This is a genomic window from Promicromonospora kroppenstedtii DSM 19349, assembly GCF_000515355.1.
Taxonomy (GTDB): Bacteria; Actinomycetota; Actinomycetes; order Actinomycetales; family Cellulomonadaceae; genus Promicromonospora; species Promicromonospora kroppenstedtii.
On the sequence record NZ_KI911744.1, the window covers coordinates 65,252 to 85,819 of the forward strand.

Genomic DNA, 20,568 nt, shown 5'->3' on the forward strand with positions numbered 1-20,568 from the left:
CCGTCGGGCGCCTCGGCCACGACGACGCCCGCGGCGTCCCAGCCGGGTACGACGCCCTCGGGCAGGCTCGGCAGGCCCTCGAGGTCGCCGTGATTCGGCGCGAAAGCCCGTACCTGGATGACCGCGTCGTGCGGTCCGGGTACCGGGTCGGGCACCTCGCGCAGGCTGAGGTGGCTGGGTGACGAGTGGTCTACCGTCCATGCGAGCATTTCGCTACTGTATGCCAAGTGCTACTCGGTGCCAGTTTGCTAGGGTGGCCGGATGACCACACAGCCTGCGACCGGCACGCTCCGCAGCAGGCGCATCGCGCGCAGTCGGCAGAGGCTCGTGGAGGTCGCGCTGCCGGCCTTCGCCGAGCGAGGGTACGACGCGGTGACCGTCGACTGGCTCTGCGACCAGGCCGAGGTGTCCAAGCGCAGCTTCTTCCGTTACTTCGACGGCAAGGAAGACCTCGCCCTGACCCCGCTGAACGACGTCTGGCGCACCCTGATCGCAGACCTCGACGCGGCGCTCGCGCGCAGCGGGCCGCTGCTCGAGGTCCTGGCCGCCGCGCTCGTCGACGTGATCGAACGGATGCCACCCGGGTGGGAGCGCCTCGCGGTGCTGAGCGCCCGCCTGAGCGGCACCAACCCGGTGATCGACGCCGCAGGCATGCTGGTGTGCGAACGTTTCACGCAGCAGGTGGTGGACGCGATCGTGGCGCGGCTGTCCGGTTCGTCCGGGGCAGACCTCTCGGCGCGCATCGTGTGCGCCGTCGCGGTCGCCGGTCACCGGGCCGCCGTCGACACCTGGCAGTCGGCGCCCGATGCCGGGACGACTGCGACCCGTGCCGAGCTGTGCGCGCTGCTCCGGGCATCGCTCGCGGCTGCCCCGGCGGCGCTGGAGATCAGGCTGCCGTGACGGCGGCGGCCGCCTGCGGGGCACCCCGCCGCCTAGAATCGCGCACCACACAACCGGGCGGAGCGCTGGTCGACGCCCTCGCGCGGCTGCCCTCACGAGCTTCCTCCTCCCCGAGAACTGGTGGCCGCTGAAGACCCTGGCCGGCCTGGCACTGCTCCCGCTGGGGATAGCGGCCTGCGTGTTGCAGGGGATGTTGATCGGACTGCTCTTCTACATGGGCTGGATCGTGCTCTCGGGTTCCGGATCGATCGCCACCAACTACTTCCGAGCCATCGACGGGCACCCGACGATGCGCGCGCTCATCGCCATCGGCGTCTTCGGCACCTACCTCGCCTTCGGCCTCCTCGGTTTCGAGATCTTCGATCTCGGCTTCACCGAGTCCGGCGACCTCGCGCCGACCTATTTCACGTTCTCTGGCGGCGGCGAGCTCGGCCGGTACCTGTTGACCGTACCGGTGCCGCTGATCGGCGTCCTCATCGCGATCTGGGAACTGCGTCGGCTGCATCGCGTGCACGGCGCCACCGTGCGCACCGAGGTGACCTACTACCAGGACTGAACAGATCCCGCGCTCAAGCCGGCGGGTGCGAGTGCCCGGATGACCCCATGGGCATCCGGGCACCCCGATCCGCCACCTCGCGCGTCCGGCCCCGCACACGATCACCCCACCGACGTCCCCCACGACCTCCTCCAGCGATCCCAAGCCCGCGAACACAGGACCACCGACCGGAGACGGCGGGTCGGATAGCGGGCCGACCATGACCGAGACGCCGGACGAGAACAACGACGACAAGCGCATCGTGGATCATCCCCGCAGACGGATGGGTCGCTGTCTACAAAGACGACGACGCCGAGATCCGCGTACCACTGGTGGCATGGGGGCTGCGCCGCGACGGTGAAGTCGTCCCGCTGGACACCGACCCCGAGGGCGATGTCGGGAACCCTAGGAAGTCCAGCAACTTCGACCGTGTCGAGCGTGCTATCGCGGGACACTCCTGAGAACAGCCGCCGCCACCACGCCCTTCATGGCCAGGATCAATCACGGCTGGCAGACTTCGCGGGACCAGACCCCAGTGGGAGGAGCCAGTATGCGGATCGCTGTGATCACGACATTTGGCGCCGGCGAGGTGGTCGACTTCGTGCGTGAGACGGCGCTCGTGAAGTCCGCCTCGCTCTACGCGGACGCCATTGAAGTCCTCAGCTTCGCCTCGCTCGTCTACACGCAGTGGGACGCGATCGAACCCGACGAGGCTGCTGCCCTCCAGCAGGCACTCACCGCGCCTGACGCGTCCGGTCTGCTGCCCACTTTTACTCCGAAGAGCGACCGCATCGCCGCGGACTATGAGTCCACCAGAAGCGTGTCATCTATGCAGTGGCTTCGTAATGTTGCCGCCCATTCTGTTGGTATCGGGGTTAGCACTGGAGCGGCCAAGGACTTCGTGGAGTCAGCCCTTGGCCTCCTGAGAATCCTAGGTAGAGCTGTGCGTACGATGTAGTCCAAATCTCCTCGCCAGGATCCTCGTTACCGGCTCAGGGCAGGCCTTCCTCATCACGGCGTTCGCCACCTGGATCCACGGTCGCAATGCCCTTCAGCCCCGCAGCTTCGGCCTCCTGACGCGACGCGACGGATACCGGTCCGGCCTGAAGGACACCCTGCGTCTCTATCCTCTGGTCATCGGCCTCCTCGTCGTCGCCGCGACCTACGAAGCAGTCGAGATCATCTACATCGTTCCGCCCTTCCTCTGACACGCGGTTGACGCACGCCTGGCAGGCGCTGGCCGAGTCGCGGTCGACGTACTCCCCCACACGGGTGCCGGAACCTGCCACGCTGACTAGCCGGCCTTCCGCTGCCGGCTGGGTGTAAGCCTCCACGACGGTGCCGCGTGCGACTCCGAGGTCATCAGCGAGACTGCGGGTTGGCCATCACGGCGCTGGCGCCAGCAAGGATTCCGTCGATGTGCGCCACCGGGCACGTGGACGAGAACAGCGGGGCGTGCGCCCACTAGTCCGACGCGGTTCACGACTTGATGAACGGCTCGCCCTGATCGATCAGCTTGATCACCTCGTCGATCAGCGAGACTGCAAAGGGAGTGACGGCGATGCTCATCGGTTTCTCTCTGCCTCTTCGGATGTGAGGCACGGTCAGCCTCCGGTGCAGTTGTCGCCGAAACAACCTGTCGGCGGCGGTGGCAGCGGTGAGTTGATGACATCGACCACGCCATCCACGTCGATCAGCGGCACCGAGAAGAGCACGAATGCGGCGGACGCCAAGAGCCCGACGATGACATGCCATGTGAAGGCTGGCGAGGATCCCCGTGCTCGCGCGGAGCGAAGCGTGAGTATGACCAGGACCGCCATGATCGACGTGGTTACCCAGTAGGTGACGACGTTCTCCGTCGTAGGCGTCGAACAGCTGCCGAAGAAGCATGCGTACGCCGAAAGCTTGTTGCCGAAAAGGACGCCGACACCGATCACTACCAGGACCGACGCGATGCCTTCGAGCAGGCTGTCGCCCAGTGTGCGCTGAGAGTCGGGCGATGCGCCTGGGGCCATAGCGAGCACTTTCGCCGTGTATCGGTCTTGTGGCAACGAAACCGTCCCTCGATACCGTTCGAGCGCCCGGGCATTGGCCGAGCAGCTACAGGCCGAGCTTGTCGGAACCTCGGTCTTAACAGGCTCGACCAGTGAAGCGACGCGCCCCGCGGGCCGTCATCAAATTCTCGCTCCGTGCGCATTGCGCGCCAGCAAGCGGCGGCCTCAGCGTCGCAGGGCCGCGCTCCGGGCCTGGTGCGCGATCCCGGAGATGAACTGTTCCTTGCTCAGCGGTGCCGTGACCATCTGAGTGGTCGCGCCTGGGCGAAGCCCGTCGAGCAAGAGCGGCGCGAACCGTCTCCAGCTCTCGGGGGCGACCGGTCCGAACAGCCGCACCGCCTCGCCCAGGAGAGTTGCCAGGACCGCGACGTCGGAGACCGTCACGTCCCGGCGGACGCTCCCCTGCTCCTGCGCTCGATCCAAGAGAGTGCGCAGGCAGTCCTCGATGCGCTGGTGCACCTGGGCCATAGGCGGGGATGCCGGATCGGAGGCCAGCAGGTCACGGAGTGCCTGCTGAGACGCTTGCGGCCTGACCGTGGCGTCGAAGAACTCGGCCAGGCCGGTCCATCCATCCGGTGATCTGGCGGCGCGCTCGGCGGCCTGGAGCATCGACTCCACCGATGCTTCCAGTGCGGCGAACGCTAGCTCTGTCTTGTTCGAGAAGTGGCGATAGGCGGTCGCGACACCCACTCCAGCCGCCCGGGCAACATCGTCGAGCGTCGGCGCCAGGCCGTGCTCGTTGAACACCTGGAGCGCGGCATCGATCAGCGCTTGACGGTTCCGCGCAGCATCTCGGCGCACACGCGCTCCCTTAGGTCGGCCCAGAAACGGAGAAGCATCTCCGTCTAGGTTATCCTGAACTTAAACGGAGACACATCTCCGTTAATCGATAGAGCGGAGGAACGGGCATGGAACACTCGCCGGTCTCGCGGATCGTCCTGGGCACGATGACGTTCGGGTACCACGGCCGCGGGGTTCGCATCACGGACCGGGAAGAGGTGCGTGGCCTGCTCGACGAGCTGGCGGCACACGGGCACCACGAGCTGGACACGTGCTACGTCTACGGTGACGGCACCTGCGAGCAGATGCTCGGGGACCTTGCCGCCGCCGGCCGGTTCGGGTTGGCCGTCCGGTTCGACCCCCTCGTCACGCCGCACGGTCACGAACCTGACGCGCTGGCCGCGAGCATGCGGGCAAGCCTGAGCCGGTTACAGACCGACAAGGCCCAGATCCTGTATCTCAACGTGCGCGACCCTCGGACGCCGATCGAGGCGACTCTGCGCGGGGCCCAAGAACTGCACGACGAGGGGCTCTTCGACGAGCTGGGCCTGAGCAACATGAGCGCGGACGACGTCACCGAGTACGACGAGGTCGCACAACGACACTCCTTCATGAGGCCGACCGTCTACCAGGGCCTCTACAACGCGATCAGCCGCACCGCGGAGACAGGCCTTCTGCCGGTACTGCGGGAGCGGGGCCTCCGGTTCCACGCCTACAACCCCCTCGCGGGCGGAGCATTCGCCCCTGGATTCGGGCAGGAGAACCAGGTACAGGACGGGTCGCGGTTCGACAAGCAGCACCGGCAAGGACGGGAGTACCGCGACCGGTACTGGAACGAGACCTACCTGTCCGCGCTGGCCGACGTCGCAGAAGCCTGCCGATCCCATGGGGTCTCCACGACGGACGCCGCCCTGCGCTGGCTCGTCCACCACTCGGCGCTGACCGGCGAGCTCGGGGACGGCATCATCCTCGGCGCATCGTCCCTGCGCCACCTCCGCCACAACCTCGCCGCGGTGGCGGAGGGGCCGCTTCCGGCCATCGTCCTCGCCGCGATCGAGGACGCGGCCCAGATCACCAGGCCGGCGTGGCCGCCCGTCTCCGCCGCCCTGCCGCAGCCACCCCTCACCCAACCTTCGACACAAGGAACACAACGATGACTTCAGCACATCAGCCCATCACCTGGTTCGTCACCGGCGCCTCACGGGGCCTGGGGGCGCACTGGGTCAAGGCCGCGCTCGACCGCGGTGACCGAGTCGCTGCGACGTCACGCAGCATCTCCACCCTCGACCACCTGGTCGAGACCTACGGTGACCGCGCGTTGCCGCTGCAGCTCGACGTATCCGACGCCGCGGCCGTCGACCAGGCCGTCCGGACCGCCGAAGAACGGTTCGGCGGCATCGACGTGCTCGTGAACAACGCCGGCCACGCGCTCATGGGAGCCGTGGAAGAGGTCAGCCCGGAACAGGCCAGGGCCCAGTACGACGTGAACTTCTTCGGCCCGCTCTGGACGTCCAGGGCAGTACTGCCGGGCATGCGCGCACGCGGCAACGGCCGCATCATCCAGGTCTCGTCCTACGGCGGCCTGGTCGCGTACCCGACCATGGGCCTGTACCACTCCTCCAAGTGGGCCCTGGAGGCGATGAGCCAGGCCCTCGCGGGCGAGGTCGCCGGACACGGCATCCACGTCACGCTCGTCGAGCCACTGACCTTCGCCACCGACCTCGGAACCAGCGCCCCGGCGGTGAAGCCGATGCCGGTGTACGACGGCGTGCGCGCGGCACTCATGGCCGGCATGCAGGACAGCCCGTTCGTCACCGGCGACCCGGCGGCGACCGCCGACGCGCTGCTCGCGATCGCCGACGCACCCAACCCGCCGCTGCGCGTGCTGTTCGGCAGCAACGGCATCAAGACCCTGCGCGCCGAGTACGACCGCAGGATCGACGAGCTGGAGAAGTGGGACCACATCTCGCAGCTCGCGCAGGGCGACGCCGTTCCGGAGTAGCGCCGAACGGGCAGCCTCGCCCTCGATCTCGACCCGGGCGGGATGACCCCCGGGACCCGCAGCAGGCCGATCCGGAGGCATGCCTCATGTTGTGCTAGCGTTCAAACATGAGGCCTGCCTCCACTTATGCCATCTGGCTAAGGCACGCCTCACAGGAACAGGGAGAAGTCACCGTGCCCAGCATCGACAACGAACTGCTCGCAGCCGTCAGCGCACTCGCGGCAGCCGCACCACCGGTGCCGCCACCTGCGGGCGACTGGAAGACCCGGCGGGAGAACATCGACGCGCTCTACGCAGGGCTGGCGGCCGCCGCCGCACAGGGGGACGGCACCGTGGAGACGGTCGACCTCACCGCGACCTCGCCCGACGGGCACCCGGTCCCCCTGCGCCTGTACAAGCCGACGACGACGCCGAGTGCGCTGGTCGTCTACGTCCACGGCGGTGGCCTGATCGCCGGCAGCCTCGACGGGTACGACCACGTCTGCCGTCAGTACGCGTCGCAGGCCGGTGTCGCGGTCGTGGCCGTCGGATACCGCCTTGCGCCCGAAGCCCAGTTCTCCGCTGCCGTCGAGGACTGTGTCACCGCAGTGGGGTGGGCGATCGATCATCTCGCCGAGCATCTGCCAGGGGCACCGGTCGCGATCATGGGCGACTCGGCCGGCGGCGGCCTGGCAGCTGCGAGTGCGGTCGCGTGCCGCGATCGTGGGATCGGTCCGGTGGCGGCGCAGATCTTGGTCTACCCGATGCTCGACGACCGCACCGCGGCGGCCGCCACGGACGCCGAACCGTTCCTGACCTGGTCGGTCGCTGACAACGTCACCGGCTGGCAGGCCTCCCTCGGCGAGGCGTACGGCAGCAGCGACGCACCGGCCCTCGCCCCGCCCGCACGCGTGGAATCGCTGCACGACCTGCCGCCGGCCTACCTCGAAGTCGGCCAGCTCGACCTCTTCCGTGCCGAGACGCTCGCCTACGCGGCACGACTCATGGAGCACGGCGTGCCGGTGCGACTCTCGGTCTACCCCGGGGCCTTCCACGGCTTCGACCAGTTCGCGCCGGACTCACGCCTGGCCCGTGACGCCTTCGCCAACCGGATCGCGTTCCTTGAGCAGCTGTAGCCACAGCCGCACCGCCGCACGCATCACGTCCAGCGCCGTCCGCTCGACGGGCTCAACCAAGGAGACCGCATGAAGTCCAAGACCGCCCTCATCACCGGCTCGACCAGCGGCATCGGCCGCGCCACCGCGCTGATGCTCGCCCGCAGGGGCGCCCGAGTCGTCATCTCGGGCCGCGACGCGCGGCGCGGCGCGGCCATCGTCGAGCAGATTCGCGACGAGGGAGGAGAGGCTCAGTTCATCCGGGCCGAACTTCGTGACGCCCAGTCGGCCGCCGATCTGGCCAACGAGGCCACGGAAGCCGCAGGGGGGAGCCTCGACATCCTGGTGAACAACGCCGGCATGGGGTCAGGCGGGCCGACCGCGGGCACCGAGGAGTCGACGTTCGACGCGGTGATGGCCACCAATCTGAAGGCCCCGTTCTACCTGGTCGCGAACATCGCGCCCGCGATGGCCGCACGCGGCGGCGGCGCGATCGTCAATGTGTCCACTCTCGCCGCCGGCCTGGCCCTTCCTGGGCTGGCGGTGTACGGGGCGAGCAAGGCCGCGCTTGATCTCCTGACCAAGAGCTGGGCGGCCGAGTTCGGCCCCGCCGGTGTCCGCGTCAACTCCGTCAGCCCCGGACCGACCCGCACCCCCGGGGCCGAAGAAGGACTCGGCGAAGCGCTGGAGCAGCTCGCGGCACAGGCACCGCTGGGCTTCGTCGCTCATCCCGACGACATCGCCGCAGCCATCACGTTCCTCGCCAGCGACGAGGCCCGCTTCGTGACCGGCGCGATGCTCGACGTCAACGGCGGCCGCACGGCCGTATGACTGCCGGGCTCGCCGGGCGAGGGACAACGCACCCGGCGGGCCTGCTCCCCCGCGACCATAGTGAGGAGTGCCTCATCTTGTACGCTGACCGTGTGGGAGAAACAGAGCACGACCGCGCCACCTCTACCGCTCCGCGTCTTCGCCGCGATGCGGCGCTCAACCGGGAACGGATCATCGAGGCAGCGCGTGCGGCATTCGCCGAACGCGGCATCGACGCGTCGCTGGAGCACATCGCCAAGAACGCGGGCATCGCGATCGGAACCCTGTACCGGCACTTCCCCCGACGGGTCGACCTGCTCCTCGCGGCGTTCGAGGACAAGTTCCGCACCTTCATGGACGCCACCGATGTCGCGCTGGCATCCGACGACCCCTGGGCCGGGCTGAGCTCCTACCTGGAGACCCTGTGCGGCATGCAGGCCGGCGACCGCGGCTTCAACGACTTCGTCTCGATGCGGTTTCCCGCCAGCAAGGAGACCGAAGCGATGCACGACCAGGTCTGCGACGCGATGGAACGCATCCTGGCCCGGGCACAGGACGCCAAGCTCGCCCGCCCCGATCTCACCATCGGGGACCTCATCGCGGTGACCTGGGCAAACAGCCGGATCATCGAAGCCACCAACGACATCGCACCTCGCGCGTGGCGCCGACAGCTCCTGCTGATGCTCGAGTCCTTCCGCTACCGCGACGAGAACACGCTCGACGAGCCACCACTGACCAACCAGCAGCTCTACGAGGCAATGGCCAGGCTGAGCCGCCCCTGAAGGGGCTTACCTCGATCACGTTTAGCCGGCGGGCACCGGGTCGAGCGCGTCCCCCCTGTCCAGCGCTACGTCAGGTTTCGCACCATGCTCGTGACTCAGCGATCAGGACTGGACGGAGCACGACCTCGACAACGCTCGACCTGGATTTCACGGTTCAGTACCGAGCTTGCTTGGGACCCTGCAACGACACGGATTAGCCGTAGCTGAGCAAGACATCAAGAAGGTGCTCGAGCAGTACGAGAAGGACGTCCGCAGCGCTGCCGACTCAAAGTCGGCCCGGCCCCCGCGGGCCGAGTTCAAGATGCGAGACCTGGCAACACGCTGGAAGGCTACGGATCTCGGCTCACACGTCTTGGACTATCTCCTCAAGGAGCAGACCGGCGTCCGGCATGACGCCGACCCCAGGACGTACCCTGCCAGTACGGACCGTTGAGACTGCCACGAACGTCAACAGGTACCCACGGGGCGAACCCAACGCATCGAAGGTGCGTACTACGAGCGCGCCTTCTGACAGCATGATGGCCAGATGAACGCACCAGACGCGGAGCGACTCCCGCCCCTGCGCCGGTCAGCCGCCGCACTCTGTGACCGGCACGGTGACCGGCACACTCCGCTGACATGACCGACCGTACGGCGCTCCAGAAGCAGGCCGCATCCCTGGCCCGCGATACGTCCCCGGAGGCACTGGGCACGGTCTTCTACGGTGGCGGCGCCATCGGACACAGTGACGAGCTGCGCGCGATGGTCGTCCACGAACTTGCCCTGGCCGGGCACGACGTCCTCAACCACCCCGTCGTCGGACGGTGGGCGCGTCTGGGCCACTGGCGTCACCACGGGCTGGGATGGCTCCCCATCGAGCTCACCGACTTCGAGAAGCCCGACCCACGGGCCGTCGCGTTCGATGAGGAGTGGGAGGGACTACTCGCCAACAAGTCCGTTGGCGCCGCTGGCAGGAACCTCGAAATCGTCGAGACGACAACCGAGGACTTCGCCACCCGCGCAGGGCTACCGTTCACGCACTGGGCTGAGCACTCGAACGGCAAGATCGACGCACACGAATACCTCGCGGCCGATCCAGTGCGCGACGACGACCTGCGCGACCTGCTCGCCCACGCCGCACCCGCGTTCCTCGCCGGCGGTGACGCCCGCACGCTCCGGGCGATCCCGGTCACTCTCCGGCAGGTCTGGACCAGGCTCTACCAAGCTGGCAGCGGCTCCAGCTTCTACGGGCCCCGTCAAGGCGGCGCCCATGGGAGGCTGCACGCCTGGCAGGCGATCGCCGCGCTCACCGCAGCGCCTACCGCGGCAACCCCCAACGACGTCGCGACCCTGGCCCGCGCCTGCCGATGGTTCGCCCTGGACATCACCAGCGCCTGGTTCTGGGACGTGTGGTGGCTCTCCGACGTCACGCTGGCTTGCGTCGGCCCCGAACCGGAACGTGTCGCCGTCATCGCCGCGACCGACACCGACTGACCCAGACACCACGACGGCTCGGTGACCCTCGCCGCAGCGATCGGAGGCCACCACCCGCATAACCAGGCTCGCCCAGGTGGACGCGTCGACTCGACGTCCGTTGAGTGGCGTCGTCGCGACCGCCCCGTCCAAGGGCGACACGCTCCGCGTCACACCCCGCCAAGGCTGACGGTTGGACCACTGCCCGTGGTGGAGTGCGAGACGGCCTGGGCGATCTCTCGCAGTGGTCGTAGCCCTCCGCCCGGGGTTGACCGCGATGCCTCGCGGGCCCAGTGGTCGCTGCTGGCGCTGCGGCGTTCCGGACTGGCTCCCACCTCCTGAACGGGAGCGCCCGGCCGAGCGGCCACCAGTTCAATGACCGTTTCTGGCATGAATCTGAAGTGCTACTGCTACTATTCGTGCAACCTTCTCAAGCCCTGGAGTGCACATGCACGAGTTGCCCGAAGCGTCACGGTGGATGGTCGAGCGGTTCGGCGAGCACGCGCACCAGGTCAGGGTCGCCCTGGCGGAGGCGGCACGTGCGTCGCAGGAGTACGCCCTGGACGCCAAGGCCGGCAGCAAGCTGGAGTCCAACGAGGCCTACGGCGCGCTCTGGCGGATCCTTGGCCACCAGGTCGCCACACACATGAACTTTCTGCCGGGCCACGAGCAGGTCCACCCGAAGGACTCCCGCTTCCCACTGATCGTCTTCCGCGGGACGCTGGTCTTCCCTGTGCGGTACTCGAGCAGCCCGCACGGCGGTGACAAGATCCGGATCGACGTGTCCGAGTACCGCGCCCGCGTGTACGCCCTCAATGGGCGTGAGCCGGAGGCCGTCCAGGGGCACCTGGACCTGGGTCAGGAGTTCGACGCTGGCCGTGTGCGCGTGGTGCGTGACGGCTCCTTCGGTTCGGCAGAACGGGTCATGACTGTCGCCTGCGCTGTCTCGGCTCGTGGGGGCCTCCAGCACGTGTATTACGGAGAGGCCGCCCCCGACACTCTGGGGTACCTCGACTGGACCCACCTCGAGGAACTGCCTCAGTCCCTTCTCGACAACTCGATCACCGGACTTGCCCTCGTCAGCGACCCCGGTGTCGGCGGCAGGTTCGACCAGGCGCCGCTGCCCGAGAGCCCGATCTCGCTGCGCACCGATACGGAAGGTGACCAGGACCAGAACCAGTCCGCCACCGGGGGCGGCGGTGAATGACAGCCCGGCAGAGAGCCGCCTCACTGACCGTCAGATTGCTCAAGTGTTCGACGGCTACCGGCTACGGCAAGCGCGACAGCTCGCCCTGCGAACCAAGCAGAGCCTGGCGGACTCCCTCGGGGTATCAGCTACCGCCGTCGGGCAGTTCGAGTCAGGAGCGACGCCGCCGCGCCCAGACCTGATCGTGCGCATGGCTACCGAGCTCGGCGTGCCGCGCCAGTTCTTCGCGGCCGGTCGCCCGATGGCGCGGCTGGAGACGGCGGACACCTACTTCCGCAGTCTGCGGTCGACCACGGCGAAGCAGCGTGCGAAGGCGGTCTCCTACGCCGAGCAGGTCTGGGAGCTGGTGAACGCGATCGAGCGGCACGTCCGGTTCCCTCCAGTCGCCCTTCCCGGTTTCGTTGGTGGTGAGATCGAGCCAGGGGCCTTCCCCGAAGACCCGAACGCGGCTGCGCGCGCCCTGCGCAAGGCGTGGGGACTAGGTTCAGGACCTGTCGCGCACGTCGTTCGGATCATCGAGAACCACGGGATCGCTGTGGTCTTCGCACCGCTGGCCGATGCCGAGGTGCGACGCATCGACGCCTTCTCGACGGTCGCCCTGTCTCGGCCCATCATCGTGCTCGCTCCCGACCGGGCCGACGACGTGCTCCGGCACAGGTTCACGGCCGCCCACGAGCTCGGACACCTGGTCCTCCACGCCGACCAGGTCGGCGGCGACCCTCAGCTCGAGCGCGAGGCAGATCGGTTCGCCGCCGAGTTCCTCACGCCGGGCCTGGTCATCCGCGACCGCCTACCCCGCCGCGTCGACTTCCAGCGATGGAGCCAGCTCAGCGACGAGTGGGGCGTCTCGATCAAGTCCCTGATATACCGGAGCCGCGAGGTCGGCCTGCTGTCGGACTCCACCGCGCGACGCGCCTACATCATGCTCAACCAGCTGCAGAACGAAGGGGCCTTCGCGCCACAACCGGTCGGCCAGTTTCCCGGCGAGACACCCTGCCTGTTACGCGAAGCCGTCGAGCTCGCGGACGCCAACGGAGTGACCGTAGCGTCCCTTGCCCAAGAGCTCGCATGGCCGGCAGCGACGGTCCGCAAGCTTCTGGGAGAAGCAGACGAGCGACCGGCGCTACGGCTCGTACCGACGTAAACCTCGGACGATCGGTGTCACTCACAAGGACTACGACACCGACCGACGGGACCGGCTGCGCCCGCCGCGGCGCAGCCAGCCCACACCAGGAAACGGGACCGCCGTTCCTGACCCTCCAGTCATCGTTCCGCGGAATCCAGTCTCCGAACACACCGGGGCGGCACAGCAGGTCGTCGTCGGCTCCTTCCATGAAGTTGGTGAGCGATGACTCTGAACCACGTAGACCTTGAACGCTTCTGGCTACCGGAAGACGGGACCTACACGCTCACCCCTGCCGGCTGGCTAGACGATCCCACCGATGAAGGCTTGTTCCGGGCAAACGCTGCGGCCGTCAGTACAGGGGAATTGGCAGAACGCCAGTGCGTCGTCCTGCTCGGGGAACCAGGCATGGGCAAGACGAGCACGCTCGCTGCGGGAAGGACTGTGGCACCGCAAGCGGAGGGTATCGAAGGACTGCACGTCGATCTGGGCCGCTACGGCAGTGAAGATCGGTTGGTCCGCGAGGTGTTTCAGAGCGAGCAGATTCGGACGTGGCAAGCGGGAAACCATTCGCTGTGCCTAACGCTGGACAGTTTCGACGAGGCCAAGAACCGGGTCGAGACGTTGGACCAGCTGCTCGACGAATTTCTAATGAGGTGGGACTGCGATCGCCTCTTCCTTCGCGTCGCCTGCCGCACCGCTGACTGGCCCCAGAGAATGCGGACCGTCCTGGAGAACAACTTCTCCGAGGTCAATATCCACGAGTTGCTGCCCCTGCGACGCTCCGACGCAGCCGACTTAATGCGAGCTGCGGAGCTGGACGCGGAAGAGATCCTGGCAGCAGTAGAACAGGCCCGCATCGTCCCGCTCGCGGCACGTCCCTTGACGCTGAAACTCATCCAGTCCTCGATCAGCCAACACGGATCGTTGCCCGGCAACGCTCGGGAGCTATACGAGCACGGTTTGACGGCCTTGCTCGACGAGATGAACCCGCAGCGCCAGCAAGCGATCGCGCCACCGGGTGGTGTCGCCGGTCGGATGCGTGCCGCCGAACGCATCGCCGCGCTGTCTCTGTTCGGGGGTCGACCAACCGTGTGGCGAGGCTCTGTCGCGACCGCCCCACCGGACGATCTGAGCGTCGACCAGTGCGTCGGACCGCCCGGGCGCGACGGACAGGGAATCTCCTCGGACGACGTGCACGCGACGTTGCGCTCGGGGATCTTCACTGGCGCAGGCGAAGGCCGTCTCGGCTGGTCGCACGCCACCTTCGCGGACTATCTCAGCGCCAGGTGGGTCCTGCATCAAAGCCTCGACAACGAGCAGGTGACGTCGCTCCTGGTGGCGAATGACGGGCGCATCTACACACGCGCGCGGCAGGTGGCAGCCTGGCTCGTCGCTCTCGACTCTGCAAGGTTCCGACATCTCATTCAGAGCGACCCGGCTGCATTCCTCGCGAGCGTCGACCTGCCCGAAGATCAGCTCCGCTCTGAGGTTGTCAGCGCCCTGCTCCACGACGCGCAGTCCGGGGAACTCTTCGACGACTACGACGTGGACTACTCCGGCTTGCAGCACTCCGGGCTGGCAGAGCAATTGCGACCCGCCCTGCAAACCCCGCAAGGAGAGGCCTGCCGGGTCGCGGTCCGCATCGCCAGAAGTTGCTCACTCATGGATTCAGTACCGGACCTCACCACTCTCGCGCTCAACAACAAGGCGGACCCGCACGTACGGGCGTCGGCAGCAATGGCAATTCATGGCCTGTCGGCCGCGGCGCCGAGCCATGCCCTGACGCCGCTCATCGGTGCTTCAACCGGGCCTGTCGCCGTGGATACTGCCGTGGGTACTCAAGAGTTGGAGGCGGCGGCGCTGCTGGCGTCCTGGCCACACGCCGTGTCGACCGAGGAAGTCTTCTCAGTGCTGTCACCGTCGTACCCGCGCAGCTACTACGGCCTGTACTCCGTCTTCGTGGACCGTTTCGCAAAGGGACTCCGGGCGTCCGACCTGAGACCAGCATGCAGGTGGTTTCTGGCCGATCTCTCCCGCATGGATGACTTTCGGCTGGCCAAGCTCGTCCGCGCAGTCCTCAAGCTCTGCCTTGCGCATCTCGATGACAAGTCGGCACGAGAGGTCATCGTGGCTATGGCGCTCAAGAGCCTGGCTGACTCCCAGCCGCTCTTTGGAGAACCGGGGCTTAACGGTGACGAGATCGACCCGGACACTGACACACGGCACGCAGTGACTCGACTGCTCCTTGAGACAGTGTCCGAGGAGCAGGTCTGGTGGATCGTCGACGAGCAGCCCGCCCTTGGGACTGCACTCGTGTACGACGAGGACCTTGAGTGGCTCATCGACGTCTACACCGCGGCCGACGGCACCCTCCGGGAGAATGCCGGGCGTGCCGCCAGGGAACTCCTCAAACCCCAACTGGCCGCGCACAGCAGCATCATCCTGGAGCTTCCCGAGGATCACGCGGCCGCGGAACTGTTCCGCGACTGGCGATCAGTGGTCGAGCTCGATTCCGAAGCAGCCGTCGAGGCCCGGCAGAAGTCGCAAGAACGCGCCCGACGACGCCTTGAGATCTCGCGGCGACGCAAGGAAGAGCGCTCAGACGATTGGGTCAATCCGCGCATCGCTGAGGAGATCGGCAAGGCCGTTGACGGAGACGCCTCCGCCTTCTGGCGAGCAGCTCACCTGGCGGTCATGCCCGGTATACGAAGAGACATGGACGAGTTCCAGCCGGACCTGACGCTTCACCCGCGGTGGGGGACGCTCCCGGACGCTGTGAAGGCCGACTTCGTGACCGCCGCGCGCATCTATGTGGAGACCGGTGAATGCCAGCCCGACCAGTGGCTCGCCCGGAACATCGACTACCGCCCCGCGCGGGCCGGATATCAGGCGCTGGCTCTACTGTTGAAGCTAGACCCGCCGGCGCTGAACGCGGTCTCGCCCGAGGCCTGGCGTAACTGGGCTCCGATCCTGATCGCCTGGATCGCCACGAACAACGGAGCAAGCCATGACGACAAGCAACGCTTGCTCACGCTGGCGCGCCCGCATGCGGAGGACGAACTGCGCCAGACCATCCTGGTGCTGGTCGACAAGGCGATCGCCGATGAGGCGCACGTGTTCCTCAGGACCGAACTCAAGGTCCTTTCCACCGAGGTCCTAGCGCGCGAACTCCTCGAACGACTCACACGTCCCATGGCCCCCGACACGCGGGCGGGCATCCTGGACTTCCTCGTCGAACGACACCTGGACCTTGTCGCTCCCGTGCTGCACTCACGCCTTGGCGACGCTGAACGGATCGAAGACCCGGAGCTGGGGAAGGACGCCGCATGCCGCCTACTCCGCAATGATGCAACGAGGTCGTGGGCGGCACTCGGTGCCCTGATGAAGAACGACGCACCCTTCATGGAAGCGGTCTCTCTGCAGTTCGCCCAGGCCTTCGACCGACGTACTCCGGACCTTGCGCCACAAGCCCTGGCCGATCTGTATCTCTGGCTGTGCGAACGCTTCCCACGCGCCCAAGACACTGCCTCCGAGGACACTGACCGGGTCCGACCACGTGAGTCTCTCGCTCACTGGCGGGATGCCCTCCTCACCGCCCTGTCACGACACGGTACGCGTGACGCTGTAGCGGCTATCGAGCGGATTGCACTGGCTCGGCCTGACGAGCCATGGATGGCACGTTTCCTGGTCGATGCCAAGCACGCATTGCGCGAACGAAGCTGGGAGCCGCTCACACTGGACGAGATCGACCAGCTCGCCCAGAGCCGCCGGACGCGCGTAGTGCGCTCGGACGCCGATCTGCTCGCCGCGACGCTCCACGCGTTGGACGAGATCGAAGCGCGCCTCCAGGCTGATACGCCGTCAGCATTTCTCCTCTGGGACACACACTCGAAGCGGCCGAAAAGAGAGGAAGAGATCTCCGACTACCTCGCCAACGAACTAGAACAGCACCTCAACGGCGTCGGCGTAGTGGTCAACCGAGAGGTGCGGGTGCGCCGTCGCGGGCAGAGCGGCCTGGCTGAGCGGACTGATCTGCGGGTAGAGGCGGTGCGGCCAGACTCGGGCGCCATAGGGTCGCCAGGGACGCTGCGCATTCCGGGGGAGGTCAAGGGCGTCTGGAACCCTGGGCTCATCGAGTCGCTCGAGACACAGCTCGTTCAGCGGTACATGGCCGACTTCCAGACCGATCATGGGCTTTACGTCGTCGCTTGGTTCGACCAAGAATCCTGGGCAACCGCGGACGGCCGACGCAGCAAGGCGGCACGCCAAGGCAGCGTCACGAAGGTGCGCACGGCCTTGGAGGCCGAGGCAGAGAAGCAGCGCGCCCAGGGCCGTGTGATCTCTGTCCGCGTCCTGGACTTATCCCTTAAACGGCCGACCTCCAGATAGCGGCGCATTGTCCTGCCCGAGTTTGATCGGATGCTCCGGTCGAGAGTCTGGCCGAGCTCGGCTTCTGGACGTACACGATCCGTACAAACAAACAATGCCCTCCGGTTCGCCGGAGGGCATTGTCGTCAGTGATCGTTGACTCAGGATGCCAGCGGACTCGCCAGAGCCCCCGTGCCTACTGTCCAGATCGTTACCAGCATGGACTGCGAGAAACTACCTAGGAATCGGCGGATTTGCTGCAACCTTGATGAGGTTTCACCTGTCATATTCTTCCTCCTTGCTGAGCGCTTTCGCGCCCGGGCTTCGCTCAACATGTGGGCAAAGGCAAAGGGGATGACGGCCGCGAGCGTCCCTATCAGGGTGAGGGTTTCGAACCCACCACCGCTGGCTAGCTCAACCAACGATCACTGTTCAATTATTGCTGTAAACACACCGCCCGTACAGACCCACCCCGAATTACACGACCCGGGTGTGCGTACTGCAACCACGCACACAACGCCCGGCACCTCGAGGTTATTCCCGATGCGACGACGGGATGTGTCGCCTGCCGACAAAGGAGATGCACTGGCCCGCAATCGAACTCGAAGCAGGGCGAGTTTCCGTTCTACTGCTCGATCTGCACTGATGAGCTGGCTACCAAGATCAAGCCACCTAGCCGGTGCGGCGTGCTGGACGTCGGAGGGACCACGTTCACCCTCGGTTGCCCGTGCTCCGGCTCATGATTTGTAGCGTGGTGATCGCATCGAGGAGTCTCCGACGCAGGGAGTCGTCCTCCCAGACGAGGCTGTCCCAGCTGCCGGAGGTGACGATGCGAGCGTCCTGCTCCGAAAGCGCGAGCAGTCCGGGAACGGCGTCGGCGTCGCCCATCTCAGCGAGCAGGTCTGCGCCATCGAAGCTGCCCCACGGGCCCGCGATCTCCTCAAGGAGCAGCGGAAGAAGACCCGCCGTTTCAGCGCCGGCACGCCAGAGCGCGCGGGCCGACGGAACCCGCGCAGCGCCGTGGAGCGGCTCAGTGCGTTCCGCGAGACCGCGCAGCACTGGGACAAACGGTCCGAGGAGTTCAGGCGGAAGCTCCGCCAACAACTCAGACGCTCGGGCCGCAGGCCTCTCCCCCGCTAGCAGCACCGCGTCCAGAGTTGGGGCCACCGCATCGATGTCCCCCACTGCTCGCCAGACCACGCGAGCAGCGGCGACCTGGAGCTCACGGTCCGGGTAGGTCTCGGCAGCGCGTCCCGTCAGGTATGCGCGCAGGCTCCGGACCAGCGACGCCGCGTCGGGCCCGGCCTCGGCGACCAAGTTCAGATCCCAGTCGGTAAGCCGATGACCGCTGTCCAGAAGCCCCGCGGCCACCGCAACGAGCGGCGCCGGATCCTGACACAGCTGGCGTAGGGCGTGGGCAGCCCGCAGCGCGGGAAGCCCATCGCCGGCCGCCGCCGTCCGGAGCGCGGCCTCTGCGTCACGGGCCGCCGGGCCGATCGCAGCCAGCGCCATGGGAACGGCGTACGGAGCCACGGGGAACGCGTCGACGAGGACATCGAGGGCGGGTGCCGCAGCCGGCCCCCAGTCCCTGAGGACTGCGATGAGCGGAGCAGGACCGTCCGGCCACCCTGTGGGAGTCGCCCACCGGTCGCGCTCGCTCGCCGAGGCATCGAGCACGGTCGCCAGTCGGTCTCGAATGACGGTCAGGGAGTCGGGGTCGAAGGACGGGACGTTGTCGCCGAGCAGCCGCAGCGCGTCCGGCGACTGGCCGCGATCCCATGCAGCGGTCAGCGCTGGAATGACGCGGTCGTCCCGGAGCCGAGCCAGGACGGCAATCGCCATATTCGCAGGACCGCGGTGGTCAGAGACGTCACCGAGCGCCAGGCGCGCCAGTTCCGGCGACAGGCTCGACGCCGCATGACCAGCATCAGCAGCTGCCGCGACAGCAGCCGCCACGACGCCGGCATCGTCGTCAGCCAGAAGCTCGCGGAGGTACCCAACGGACTCCCGCGCGGCCGACCGGCTAGCACGCGAGCGGCGGGCAAGGTTCTCCGCCTGACGGACACGACTATGCGCAGAGCCAGTCCCCATCATCGTGACAACAGTCCGCGCAACAACAGCGTCGAGCCGTTCGATCACACCATCGAACCGCGTGAAGGACTCCGTCCAGGCGCCGCTCCACTCCGCTTCCCGCTTGATCGCGGCAGCGAGGCGTTCCAGCGCCTCGCCAGGCACCGCGCGCCCGGCATCGAGAAGCGCATGGGCCGCAGCCAGCGGAACCGGGAACGGATCTTTCAATGCAGCCTCGGCCACGGGGAGGCCGACAGCAGGATCGATTGCGCACAGGCTCAACACAAGGCCCGCCTGGACCTGCGGGGCGTCCTCTACGTCCCGCCGTGCGGCCAGAGCCGACGCAACTTTGTCACCGCCACCCGAGCGGGCGACCGCGTAGGTGGCAGCCTCACGGACCGCCTCTTCGGGGTCCTCCAGCAGCGGCAGGAGCGAGTCCGAGTGGGCCCGCAATGCCTCCTGGACCGCGGGCAGAGCGCTGCCGTCGCTCATGTTCGGATCTCCGAACCCGCCCAGTGCGAAGCACAGAGCATCCCGGTGGTGAACAGCACGACCCGCGGCCAGTTCCACGATGAATGGCACCGCGACCGCGGTCACGGGATAGACCGTTCCCTGGTGCCAGATCGAGGAGAAGAACTCATCGAGCGCCTCACCCGCGGCCCCCTTGTCGGGTGAAGCAAGACCTCGCAAGATCTCGGCCGCGTCGCCCGCGGGCCCGTAGGCGCCGCCCAAACCTTCCCAGTTGATCGCGTCCATTTCCTCGAGCACTGCGCGAGCCTATCCGCCGACGATGGTCACGGTAGCCGTTCAGCTATCGCTGTCCGGCACCCGCGTCGCCCACGCAGCAACCGCCACGGCCGAGGCCACGTTCAGTGAATCCACTCCCCCGGACATCGGGATCCGGACAGTCATGTCGCACTCCGCGATCGTCCGGGGCTTCAGGCCATCGCCCTCGGTACCGAGGACCAGCGCGAGCTTGTCGGGCGGGTCAGCCACCAGCTCGTCCAGCGTGATCGAGTCATCCTCGAGAGCGAGCGCCGCGACCTTGAAACCATGCTCATGCAAGGTCCGGATGCCACTCGGCCAGGGATCGATCCGCGTCCACGGGACCTGGAAGACCGTCCCCATAGAAACCCGCACGGCCCGCCGATACAGCGGATCCGCACAGCTCGGAGTGAGCAGCACCGCATCGACCCCGAGAGCCGCACACGCCCTCATCGCGGCACCAATATTTGTATGGTCCACAATATCTTCGAGGATCACGACCCGCCGCGCCTCCGTTGCGGCGCTGACCTGCGGCTCCGGTGCGCGCGTTTTGGAACCACCCACGTTGGTGTGGTCGACGACGTCCTCCAGCACCGCCACGCGGCGGGCCCCGGCCCCGCCGC

At 67.3% G+C, this 20,568-nt stretch carries 17 protein-coding genes and 1 pseudogene; 12 read left to right on the forward strand and 6 right to left on the reverse strand.

Features of this window, described 5'->3' with window-relative positions; translation table 11 throughout:
* Window positions 1-209, reverse strand: a pseudogene (locus PROKR_RS36105) (NAD(P)-dependent alcohol dehydrogenase); the annotation flags it as partial.
* A gap of 52 nt (window positions 210-261) precedes the next feature.
* On the opposite strand from PROKR_RS36105, the gene PROKR_RS24470 reads away from it, so the two are divergent.
* The 3 genes from PROKR_RS24470 to PROKR_RS24480 all read left to right on the forward strand — a co-directional run bounded on the left by PROKR_RS24470 (window position 262) and on the right by PROKR_RS24480 (window position 2,393).
* Window positions 262-900, forward strand: coding sequence for a TetR/AcrR family transcriptional regulator (locus tag PROKR_RS24470; protein WP_036968867.1), 639 nt, complete (start codon window positions 262-264; stop codon window positions 898-900).
* A 190-nt stretch (window positions 901-1,090) separates the two neighbouring features.
* Window positions 1,091-1,456 (forward strand): hypothetical protein, encoded by a 366-nt coding sequence (locus tag PROKR_RS24475; protein ID WP_036968870.1) that lies wholly within the window; start codon window positions 1,091-1,093, stop codon window positions 1,454-1,456.
* Window positions 1,457-1,985: 529 nt separating this feature from the next.
* Entirely contained in the window at window positions 1,986-2,393 is a 408-nt protein-coding gene (locus tag PROKR_RS24480) for a hypothetical protein (protein WP_036968873.1), read from the forward strand.
* A gap of 34 nt (window positions 2,394-2,427) precedes the next feature.
* Here the strand turns inward: PROKR_RS24480 and PROKR_RS24485 are convergent, their stop codons facing one another.
* The 3 genes from PROKR_RS24485 to PROKR_RS24495 all read right to left on the reverse strand — a co-directional run bounded on the left by PROKR_RS24485 (window position 2,428) and on the right by PROKR_RS24495 (window position 4,290).
* Window positions 2,428-2,769 (reverse strand): hypothetical protein, encoded by a 342-nt coding sequence (locus tag PROKR_RS24485; RefSeq protein WP_157602631.1) that lies wholly within the window; start codon window positions 2,767-2,769, stop codon window positions 2,428-2,430.
* A 270-nt stretch (window positions 2,770-3,039) separates the two neighbouring features.
* Window positions 3,040-3,459, reverse strand: coding sequence for a hypothetical protein (locus tag PROKR_RS24490; protein ID WP_036968880.1), 420 nt, complete (start codon window positions 3,457-3,459; stop codon window positions 3,040-3,042).
* 195 nt (window positions 3,460-3,654) lie between these two features.
* Window positions 3,655-4,290 carry a TetR/AcrR family transcriptional regulator gene (locus PROKR_RS24495; protein ID WP_157602634.1) on the reverse strand — a complete coding sequence of 212 codons (636 nt, stop codon included), beginning with the start codon at window positions 4,288-4,290 and terminating at the stop codon, window positions 3,655-3,657.
* A gap of 107 nt (window positions 4,291-4,397) precedes the next feature.
* On the opposite strand from PROKR_RS24495, the gene PROKR_RS24500 reads away from it, so the two are divergent.
* The 9 genes from PROKR_RS24500 (at window position 4,398) to PROKR_RS24545 (ending at window position 17,131) form a co-directional block, all read left to right on the forward strand.
* Window positions 4,398-5,426 (forward strand): aldo/keto reductase family protein, encoded by a 1,029-nt coding sequence (locus PROKR_RS24500; RefSeq protein WP_051433323.1) that lies wholly within the window; start codon window positions 4,398-4,400, stop codon window positions 5,424-5,426.
* Window positions 5,423-6,271 carry an SDR family NAD(P)-dependent oxidoreductase gene (locus PROKR_RS24505; protein ID WP_036968883.1) on the forward strand — a complete coding sequence of 283 codons (849 nt, stop codon included), beginning with the start codon at window positions 5,423-5,425 and terminating at the stop codon, window positions 6,269-6,271. Before PROKR_RS24500 ends, PROKR_RS24505 begins: the two co-directional genes overlap by 4 nt.
* A gap of 173 nt (window positions 6,272-6,444) precedes the next feature.
* Window positions 6,445-7,386, forward strand: coding sequence for an alpha/beta hydrolase (locus PROKR_RS24510; protein ID WP_036968886.1), 942 nt, complete (start codon window positions 6,445-6,447; stop codon window positions 7,384-7,386).
* A 69-nt stretch (window positions 7,387-7,455) separates the two neighbouring features.
* Window positions 7,456-8,196: an SDR family NAD(P)-dependent oxidoreductase gene (locus PROKR_RS24515; RefSeq protein ID WP_084800664.1), complete on the forward strand. Its 741-nt coding sequence runs from the start codon at window positions 7,456-7,458 to the stop codon at window positions 8,194-8,196.
* Complete coding sequence (locus PROKR_RS24520) at window positions 8,193-8,957, forward strand: TetR/AcrR family transcriptional regulator (RefSeq protein WP_084800665.1); 765 nt, start codon at window positions 8,193-8,195, stop codon at window positions 8,955-8,957. The genes PROKR_RS24515 and PROKR_RS24520 overlap by 4 nt, the downstream gene beginning before the upstream one ends.
* 618 nt (window positions 8,958-9,575) lie before the next feature.
* Entirely contained in the window at window positions 9,576-10,430 is an 855-nt protein-coding gene (locus tag PROKR_RS31015; RefSeq protein ID WP_051433324.1) for a DUF6183 family protein, read from the forward strand.
* Between the two features lie 427 nt (window positions 10,431-10,857).
* Complete coding sequence (locus PROKR_RS24535; protein WP_036968895.1) at window positions 10,858-11,616, forward strand: hypothetical protein; 759 nt, start codon at window positions 10,858-10,860, stop codon at window positions 11,614-11,616.
* Between the two features lie 43 nt (window positions 11,617-11,659).
* A complete protein-coding gene (locus PROKR_RS24540) occupies window positions 11,660-12,760 on the forward strand; it encodes an XRE family transcriptional regulator (RefSeq protein WP_211240230.1) in 1,101 nt (366 codons plus the stop codon).
* Between the two features lie 204 nt (window positions 12,761-12,964).
* Window positions 12,965-17,131, forward strand: a complete 4,167-nt coding sequence (locus PROKR_RS24545) for an NACHT domain-containing protein (protein WP_036968899.1) — start codon at window positions 12,965-12,967, stop codon at window positions 17,129-17,131.
* A gap of 690 nt (window positions 17,132-17,821) precedes the next feature.
* Here the strand turns inward: PROKR_RS24545 and PROKR_RS24550 are convergent.
* Window positions 17,822-19,948: a hypothetical protein gene (locus tag PROKR_RS24550; protein WP_036968902.1), complete on the reverse strand. Its 2,127-nt coding sequence runs from the start codon at window positions 19,946-19,948 to the stop codon at window positions 17,822-17,824.
* Between the two features lie 39 nt (window positions 19,949-19,987).
* On the reverse strand, window positions 19,988-20,568 hold a 581-nt coding region (locus PROKR_RS24555; RefSeq protein WP_169736551.1), incomplete at its 5' end, for a TrmH family RNA methyltransferase.

Excerpts from the sequence above, each read along its gene's own strand:
- PROKR_RS24515 (WP_084800664.1), top strand. The coding sequence starts at position 7,456 with ATGAAGTCCAAGACCGCCCTCATCACCGGCTCGACCAGCGGCATCGGC.
- PROKR_RS24535 (WP_036968895.1), top strand. The coding sequence starts at position 10,858 with ATGCACGAGTTGCCCGAAGCGTCACGGTGGATGGTCGAGCGGTTCGGC.
- PROKR_RS31015 (WP_051433324.1), top strand. The coding sequence starts at position 9,576 with ATGACCGACCGTACGGCGCTCCAGAAGCAGGCCGCATCCCTGGCCCGC.
- PROKR_RS24475 (WP_036968870.1), top strand. The coding sequence starts at position 1,091 with ATGTTGATCGGACTGCTCTTCTACATGGGCTGGATCGTGCTCTCGGGT.
- PROKR_RS24520 (WP_084800665.1), top strand. The coding sequence starts at position 8,193 with ATGACTGCCGGGCTCGCCGGGCGAGGGACAACGCACCCGGCGGGCCTG.
- PROKR_RS24480 (WP_036968873.1), top strand. The coding sequence starts at position 1,986 with ATGCGGATCGCTGTGATCACGACATTTGGCGCCGGCGAGGTGGTCGAC.
- PROKR_RS24470 (WP_036968867.1), top strand. The coding sequence starts at position 262 with ATGACCACACAGCCTGCGACCGGCACGCTCCGCAGCAGGCGCATCGCG.
- PROKR_RS24545 (WP_036968899.1), top strand. The coding sequence starts at position 12,965 with ATGACTCTGAACCACGTAGACCTTGAACGCTTCTGGCTACCGGAAGAC.
- PROKR_RS24505 (WP_036968883.1), top strand. The coding sequence starts at position 5,423 with ATGACTTCAGCACATCAGCCCATCACCTGGTTCGTCACCGGCGCCTCA.
- PROKR_RS24500 (WP_051433323.1), top strand. The coding sequence starts at position 4,398 with ATGGAACACTCGCCGGTCTCGCGGATCGTCCTGGGCACGATGACGTTC.